Genomic DNA, 8,361 nt, shown 5'->3' with positions numbered 1-8,361 from the left:
AACTAAAAATTTTTTAAATTTTTTTTAGTTGTCCTTTCCTATCCCCTTTTCTCTCAGTAAAAACACACGATCAACGACATAGAAACCCCCTGTCGTTACCATTCCCACAAACGCGCACAAAAAGACACAAATTCACTATATAACAATAAGTTAAATGCAACTTCACCCCTGTTTTTTTCGCATTAAATCTTAATTACCATCCGAAATTGAGCGAATTTTTACCGCTTTTCTGCGGCTTAACAATTCCGAACACACTCAATTAATAACTAAGGTTTATTTACATGGCAGATAAACGTTCTAACTTCAACAAACGCATTGAGGCGATTCATTTAGGCGCTCAAGCAATGCGTAATCTGTGTATCGAATCCCAATTCGATTCACAAACAGGCATGTTTCTAACTGACGACAATTCTCGTGGCGCGGCTATTTTGTCAGCCATTGCGAATGAGCCTATGTTCGAGTCAGTGTCTCAAGAAACAGCGGTTGGCATCGTATCAGGTATGCAATCTGCGGTACGTGAATACGAAAAGACTTACGGCCACCTACCTAGCGACGAACTAATGGCATCAGCTCACGCAACTATGCGTAACATGATGACATTAGAGGGCGCTAAGCGTGATGGCTCAACAGGCGCAATGATGCTTGAGTCTATCGGTCAGTCTCTATCAACGTCAGAGGGTGTTGAAATCCGCGCGAAAATGGTTGGCCTAGTGCTGCCTGTGCTTTTAGAGACAGCAACACTTGACGCTGTAACGATGATCCCAGCGGGAGCCAACGAAGTTGAGATCTTCAAAGTGTACCGCCGCACTGGCTCAAACTTTGGTGACTTCGCAGCGGGTACTGAAATCGACCAAGCAACGGTTGGCCAATACTCGTCTATGCGTCAGCGTTACAAGTTTGTCGCTGAACAACAACCAGACGGCACTAAGAAAACTCACGTCTTTGACTCTAAGACTGACCTACAACACACCAAGTTTGAAATCCCATTCACGAAGACATCTGTTTCCCTATTTATTAACCATAAACGTGTGGCTCGCGACCTAGACAGCAACGGCAGTCAAATAATGACAGGCACTCACAATGGTATGGTTATTAACTGTCAGATAGACCATGCAAAAGGCAAAGTTACCGTCACTCCAACATCGGCCCTGCCAGCAGAGACCGTTCTGCATATTGAGTTCGAAGTAGACATTGAAAGACGCCCTGACCTTATCCCGACGATCGACCATGATATGGATTCTCGCATACTGCGCCCACGTCAAAACGCAATCGCAGCAGACGCGACGATCCAAGCGATGTTCACAATGCAACGCGAGTTTGGCCAAGATCTGAAATCTCTACAGATGAGTCACATGCGCAACACATTGGCATCGGAAAAAGCGACTCGCCACCTAGTAGATATGGACTTTGCTTGTACGCGCGAAGAAACATTCAATATCTACGTAGCGGCTGGTGAAGATTGGCGTCTACATCGTGAACGTCTAAACGAAGTTCTTCTAAACGTTTCTACGAAGATCCTACAAGCGACTCGCACAACTGGCATGACAGGTATCTTTGCTGGTACTGGCGCGTCAACAATCCTTAAGTCTCTTGGTGCTCCATATTTCGTTGCTCCGGCTAACTACCAACAGAAAAACGCTATCCACTACGCGGGTAAATTGTTCGGTATGTGGAAAGTGTTCGAATGTCCGGTAGTTATCGGTACGAACGACATGCTTTGTTACGGTCGCGGTTCTTCTCACTCAGAAGCGGGTTACGTAGCGGGTGATGCGATCGCAGCAACCATGTACACACATCCAATCGGCAAAGGTCTAGTAGCGTCTAACACGCTATACGAATTGGCCTACGGCGAGATCCATCCATTCGACGGAGAAGACTACTTCTACCGTGTGAGACTTATCGACGAAGCTCCTGTAGCAGAAGCGGCATAAGGCAAGTAAGCGGCAGTCTTACGGGCTGCCGCTCTTGGGGGATTCGATGAAAGAAACGATCGTTTTAATCACCAACCACACACCAAAGGAAATCACGGTGCAGGGTCGCGTTATGCCACCACTGGCCAAAGATTTCCCTCTCTCAGTTTTCAACGTGAACCGCTTCAAACACGAAGTGGAAGCGGCCTATCCAAACGGCCTTGTTTCGGTTCGCCTTGAGCCAACGGTTTTACCAGAAGCTCAAAAACAACCAGACACAGCCACCAGCGACAAAGGCACAGCGCTATCAGCACTTGAGCTAAGCGCAAGCGTTGAAAAAGCCCTGATTAACCACGGTGTGACAACGGTTGAGCAACTAACCGAAATGACGAAAGACAACGTGATTGCGGTGAAAGGTATTGCTCAAGCGGGTTTGCAAGAAATTGTAGACCAGCTTGCAGCACAGGATCTAACGCTGAAAGAGACAGAGAATGAGTAAGATTGAATTTTCAATGGATAACGTCTCACAAGTTGCGGTTGCGCCAATTAACGCTGACTCGACAACTAAGCAAGGCACTGGCTCTAACCAGCTAGTGTTTGGCGGTGTGATTGTGTCTCAAAAAGGTAAGCCGTTCGAGGTTATTCCGGTAACTGCGGCTAACTTCCTAGATAAGCTAGGTAAACCTTACCACTCAAGCCTTGGCAAACTGGCTGACGGCATGCGCGTTCTTGATGAAGCATTGCGCGGCGGTAATGGCTATGTGGTTCGTGTCGTACCAAAAACAGCAACCTATCCAGCTATCAAGTTAACCAAACCAGCAGACGAAGTAACGATCACGAATGAAGCGATCAACTACTCGGCTGACCTGTCACTTGAAGATGGCGAATTTTTAGCGATCGCTATCAAAGACGGTGCTCAATCCGATAACCGCTCTATCACGCTTGCGAAAGCAGACGAAGCGACTTACGGCGCTGGCATGTTCACTCTTACCCTAGAGGAAGAACAGGCGGCTGGTGGCTCTGTAGTGCTAGAAGAATGGGTTGTATCCCTAGAGCCTACAGCAGTAGACCAAATGGGTAGCGCTGCGTTTATCGAGACTGTTCTTGAAGAACGTTCGCAGTACCTAACTTGTCGTATCGATGCAGAAGTAGCGAAACGCGAAGTTACTGCAATTGCTAAAACCAAATTCACTGGCGCGACCAACGGCAATATTAGCGACATTACGGCTGAAGATTACCAGAAAGCAGTGAAAGCACTACGCACTACCGTTTACAGCTACAACTACGTTTGTGGTTTGGGCTGCTACGAAACAGCGGTGATCACTGACCTAGCGCAAATCTGTAAAGACAAACGCATTTCTGGCTACTTCGATATTGATCCTCGCCTAACGCACGAAGCGGCATTGGAGTTCAAGAAAGGTCTGAACTTCAACAACCATCGCGCTTCATTTGTGCATATCCCTTATCAAGCTAAGTGTCGTTTCTACGGCAACATGGCGGTATGGGGTGGTTCAGGTATCGGCTTTGCAGCTAAAGCGCTTGGCGTTGCTAAGACCTCTCCTGTCGGCGGATGGCACTACACACCAGCAGGTGTTGAACGTGCTGTTATTCAGCGTACTGGCCTAAAACCAATCCAAGGTGCTGGCGAGCCTAACTACCAAGAAATGTACAAGGCACGTCTAAACAAACTAGGCACAGACGAAAACGGCAACCTATTCATTGATGACTCTCTAACGTCATCTGCGGCTGAAAACTACCTACGTTTTGAGCAAGTCGTGTCTATTGCTGACGCTATCTCACGCGACTTCTACGCACTAGGTAATCGCCTAAAACACCAACCTGACGGTGCAACGCTTGAGGGTCTAACTGACGGTATGGACAGCATCCTAGAGGGCTATGAAGCCGTTGGTGCGCTAGTGACACCTCGTAATCCAGCTCAAGACGGCGAAAGCGCTTGGACACTGGAAATCAAGCAAGTCGAAATCGACTACTGGAAAGTCACTTGGTCGTTCTGTCCAACTGGCTCCGCACGTCGAATCCTTGGTGAACCTGTACTAATCCGTTAATCAACAAAGAGCAAGAATAGAATGAAATCAATGTTTTCTGAGGGTTCTGTTCTTGCTCGCCCATTTGTGATGCCACAAGTGGCCGAGCAGGAACAAACTGAAACTGCATTTTTTGAGTCTGTAACAGAAGACCAACTTCTTGAGTCAATCAACCGTGCATCAACCATAATGGCTCGCCAAGACGCAGCAGCAGCTTGTGTTCAGTGGGTTAACGGTGGTGACAGCTCAATCGACAACCTAGACGCAATGCTATTTGGCATGGCTGGTGGCGATGACGATGCAGAGCTAACCGATGGCCAAGCAGCACTATACGAATCGCTACAAGAAGCGGCTAGCGAGTTCATTGCTCAAGTTGGCCAGCCAAAAGAGGGCGACATGCTAGAAGCTCTGGAAGATCCAGAAGCAGCAGATCGCATCTTTGAATCCCTAGAGCGTGGCCTAGACAACGTGGACTCAGACGAAGCGATTGCAGAGTTCGCCGTTCGTGAATCCATGATGCTTGAAGCGCTTAAGAAAGTGATCCGTGACGGCAAGGTAACTTACATCAAAACCAACCGCCGTAAGCGCCGTATGAGTGCAGCACAAAAAGCAGCACTTAAGAAAGCGCGCGCAAAAGCTCACAGCTCAGCAGCTAAAGCAGCTCGCAAAAAGTCTAACCGCATGCGCGATTCTCGTGGTATGGACAAGTAAGGGTAAGCAATGGCTGTAATTGTCGGCGTACCTAATGATGATGGCGTGTCTATCCACAATAAATGCGCCATTACACAAGTCATAGGCGGTCAAGAGGTTACGGTCATTGGTTACATGACTGATGAGTGTCAGCTTGCCTTTAGAGCGATATGGGAAGCGCCGTTTGAGGGCGATTCCGTGGGTAACATCAATGCCCTAGATAAAACGTCCTCAGTCGCGCAAACCGTGTCGGATAAGACGAGTAAAACACTATGGAACAGTCAGCAAGTTTGGCAAGGAAACGAACCGCCAGAAATCACAGCAACGCTGAAATTTGTCGCGTTCACCAATGCCAAATCAGAGGTTAATGATCCCATTAAATACCTGGCTCAGATGATCAGTCCCGAGCTCCAAAATACTGTTCCAGTCAGTTCCGATGGCCTTGGTGGCCGCGTTCCAAATGATGCGAGATTCAAGATTGGCAAAGCGCTCAATCTACCTATGCGTATTAGCGAGGTGAGTTATGACATTAACGCCCCTAAGACGCGAGACGGCAATTTCGCTTACAACACGGTAACTATTACCGCCGCTCCTAAGCAAATGATTAATCAGTCACAGATTCCAAACTACTTCCAATAGAATAGGTGTAATTATGGCCGGAGCATTTAACGCAAAAGGCGATATGAATTTCTTAAAACAGAAATTCACTAAGAACGTCCAAGCTGGCGAAAAGATGATGGGTACAGAGTTCGAGATGAAAATCGAAGAATACCCTAATCTTAGCGTTTTGGTGCGTTCTACTCAGTTTCCAGCAATGGGACGTGCAGACGTAGAAGATTTTGGCCAAATGGGCTTGGGCTACATCCAAAATGGTGCGCTTGAGAACAAAGGCGAAATCGCGGTGACATGCGTAGAAACGATCACAGGTACAGTGCTAAAAATGCTACGTGAGATCGTTCGTGAAAAGAAAATGGTCACTGTCGTTATCGAGTCTACGCCTGAATCTACTAAGGGTAAGGGTGCTAAGTCACATCGATTCCGCTTAGAGCACGTAAAAGTGCGCTCAGACGTGATCGACCTATCGACAGAAGATTCAGCAGCACTTGTTAAGCCAGCTATCACACTGCAATACAACTGGGTAGATTTCTAATCGCCAACCAGTCCTATTCTATTCCCCACAAAAAGGCCGCCAATTAGGCGGCTTTTTTGATGCTCTTAAGCTTTGGTCAGTCTCTCTTTCAAGTCGGCTGGTGCAATGTAGGTGTTCTCGTTGCCATCCTTTGATTTGAACAGCAATTTCAGCTCCACCAGCTTCTCAAGATACTTGCGCGCAGAGGTATGAGACACGTCAAAATCAGACTGGATTTCCTTAACAGAAAAGACACGTCCGGCTGTTTCTAATCCCTTGGCCAGAATCACAATGTGCGGCAGTTTCAACACGCTCTTAAGCTTGGACTCGTCTAGCAGCTCGCGCACCTCTCTCGTATCTTCAATCTTAGACTTGATGTACTCGTTAAAGCGCTCAATCGCATTGATGATGACCGTTAGCTGGTAGTCCACAAAGTGCGTTAAGTCATTGTCGTCCGTTTCGGTGTAAACGTAGCTTCTAACGTACTTGGTTGGCGCGCTCTTAAGTGGTGCAGAGATCGAGACGTACTTAAAGTTCTCATAACCATGCTTAAGGATGAACCAGTAGAAAAGCGCCCTAGCCGTTCTCCCGTTGCCGTCCATGAATGGGTGAATGTAGCCAATCATAAAGTGCAGAATACAAGCCTTAACGATTGGGTTAATAAAATTGGTGCTGGTGGTATGGTCGGTGTTGGCGAAGTCACATAGTTGCTCGATGAGCTTCAAAACATGCTCATGTTCTGGCGCTTCGTGAATAATATCGCCAGTGGCCACGTCTCTAACCATGACCGCATCCGTTCTGTATTGGCCAGCAACGTGCTCATTCTCTAACACGCCATTGGTGGCTATTTCATTAAATCCGCTAATCAATTCCGGTGTGAGCTCTACATCCTTGAAATCGTCAGCCATCATGATCAAATGCCAGTTATTGATAATCATCCGTTCAGAGTCATCTTGCGGCTCACGTTCTGTTTCAAGCATTTCCTTGGCCACCTTGCGCGTTGTGGCCGCTCCCTCCAATTGGGCGCTGCTAATAGCTTCTTCCATGATCACGCTTTTCACTAGGTGCGCCTTTTTGTCTTGAGCAGATAGCGGCAAATCTTCTAGTTTGAGCTGTTTATCGATGTGGAATAGCTTAGCGTCAAGGCTGGCTGCACTAACCTGGAACGGATTGCCCTTTTCATCAACAAGCGAAATGTCGTTAAGGCCACGTCTAATTTTTAGGGCATGCCAAGCATAGCCCTTTTGGTCGCCTTTAAACTCTTTTGAACGGTACTGGAACGCATCCCAATGCAAGTAGTTACCGCTACTATCAAACCCGTACTTGCTTGGGTCTAACTTGTCGATTAGCTCTACTACTTTAATGAAATCAGTGGGTTTTGCTGGTGGAATGCTAACTCCCGCAATCTTTTTGCTCATGCCGTGAAACTTTTTGCAAATGTTTAATGCATGTAGTATTGCACACAGGCAATGGTAGTCAATCGCTTATCTATCTAAGAATTACAAGAGGTGTAATGCTTTGCTGAATACTTTCAATAGTACAGTTGCTCCCTTAACTGCCATCCCGATCGATCAATATTTTATGCCAGTGACTAACAACTGTCGGTAGACATAAAAGTTCAAAACATTTCGAATAGTTGGCTTTTCAGTAAGTCACTCTAAAATTCACTTCGTAACACTCATAAGTGCCCCATTATTGGTAGACCTTTTACTCATTCACATCCTTTTCATGGGCTTTTCCCCTACAAAAATTTATCTATTTTTCTAGTGGTGTTCGTTTGTAAATCCCCGTGTTGTATTACGGGGGTAAATTCCCACTCACTACTAACCTTGTGCTCTGATACAAAAAAGCCGAACAGTGATTGCTCGGCTTAATATTTAGCTCTCAGGTAAGTTACATTTATCTTTGAGCGTTATGTAAGCGTCTTCTATCCCTTCCAGTGAAAAGTATATTTTTTCCTTTTCATTATCGATTACGCTTACCTCCAACAATTTCCCAGTTAACATTTTTTGAATCAACAAATCACTTGAGCCACTTGAATAAAACATATCGTCATACTTGTTTGACCCACCTTTAATTGACATTACTTTGCCACCGTCAATTGAAAGCTTCACATTTGTAACACCACTCCAGTCATAAAGGCTGTGATGTTTAAACCCAACAAGGCTGAATACTTTCTGGTCAGATCCTCTTCCACATCCAATATGAAATTGAGAGCGATTGCTTTCAGTATAATGTGTTCTTAGATACTGTCCGTTTGAATAGCTCTTCTCTGTAAATCCTTCAAACTTCGCTAGGCTTGGAAAAGGCATGAGTAAAGGCAAAGATAACATTACAAGTGTTTTTTTCATTTAGAGTCCTTCTTGCCAAATATATGCTACTTATTTTTTATTCCTGCTATACATCTAGCATACTTCATGAGTTTTGTAAGTGTTCCTGTGTCACTAGGTGACTGAATTTCAAGTAAAGCTATTCCAGTAAGGATCTCTTGGGGTGTAACTAATTGTCCTGTTGGTAGTTCAAGCGTGTCTTTATGCATTTTGAAATTTTCCCAAGCTTCCGAGGTGGCTAGTTCCCTCCCCTTGGT

Annotated in this window: 8 protein-coding genes and 1 pseudogene; 6 read left to right on the top strand and 3 right to left on the bottom strand. The window is 45.9% G+C overall.

What is annotated here, in order from left to right; genetic code table 11:
* Window positions 1–281: 281 nt before the first annotated feature.
* From CAG68_RS08945 to CAG68_RS08920, 6 genes are read left to right on the top strand one after another with little or no spacing between them, the layout of a single operon-like run.
* A complete protein-coding gene (locus CAG68_RS08945; protein WP_109170151.1) occupies window positions 282–1,931 on the top strand; it encodes a hypothetical protein in 1,650 nt (549 codons plus the stop codon).
* Window positions 1,932–1,977: 46 nt separating this feature from the next.
* A complete protein-coding gene (locus CAG68_RS08940) occupies window positions 1,978–2,409 on the top strand; it encodes a DNA-directed RNA polymerase subunit alpha C-terminal domain-containing protein (RefSeq protein WP_161441021.1) in 432 nt (143 codons plus the stop codon).
* On the top strand, window positions 2,402–3,976 hold the full coding sequence (locus tag CAG68_RS08935; protein WP_161441020.1) for a hypothetical protein: 1,575 nt from the start codon (window positions 2,402–2,404) through the stop codon (window positions 3,974–3,976). The genes CAG68_RS08940 and CAG68_RS08935 overlap by 8 nt, the downstream gene beginning before the upstream one ends.
* Window positions 3,977–3,997: 21 nt before the next feature.
* On the top strand, window positions 3,998–4,666 hold the full coding sequence (locus CAG68_RS08930) for a hypothetical protein (protein ID WP_024703854.1): 669 nt from the start codon (window positions 3,998–4,000) through the stop codon (window positions 4,664–4,666).
* A gap of 9 nt (window positions 4,667–4,675) precedes the next feature.
* Window positions 4,676–5,284, top strand: a complete 609-nt coding sequence (locus CAG68_RS08925) for a hypothetical protein (protein ID WP_161441019.1) — start codon at window positions 4,676–4,678, stop codon at window positions 5,282–5,284.
* A gap of 13 nt (window positions 5,285–5,297) precedes the next feature.
* Entirely contained in the window at window positions 5,298–5,795 is a 498-nt protein-coding gene (locus CAG68_RS08920) for a baseplate protein (protein WP_161441018.1), read from the top strand.
* 65 nt (window positions 5,796–5,860) lie between these two features.
* Here the strand turns inward: CAG68_RS08920 and CAG68_RS08915 are convergent, their stop codons facing one another.
* The 3 genes and pseudogenes from CAG68_RS08915 to CAG68_RS22330 all read right to left on the bottom strand — a co-directional run.
* A complete protein-coding gene (locus CAG68_RS08915; protein WP_161441017.1) occupies window positions 5,861–7,192 on the bottom strand; it encodes a Fic family protein in 1,332 nt (443 codons plus the stop codon).
* Between the two features lie 459 nt (window positions 7,193–7,651).
* Window positions 7,652–8,125, bottom strand: a complete 474-nt coding sequence (locus CAG68_RS08910; protein ID WP_161441016.1) for a hypothetical protein — start codon at window positions 8,123–8,125, stop codon at window positions 7,652–7,654.
* 26 nt (window positions 8,126–8,151) lie between these two features.
* Window positions 8,152–8,361 (bottom strand): annotated as a pseudogene (locus tag CAG68_RS22330) (regulator); the annotation flags it as partial.

This window comes from Vibrio sp. V42_P2S4T144 (genome assembly GCF_009904715.1).
GTDB classification, from domain to species: Bacteria; Pseudomonadota; Gammaproteobacteria; order Enterobacterales; family Vibrionaceae; genus Vibrio; species Vibrio alginolyticus.
The sequence above is the reverse complement of the archived record's forward strand: the minus strand, read 5'-3'. Positions and strand labels throughout refer to the sequence as shown.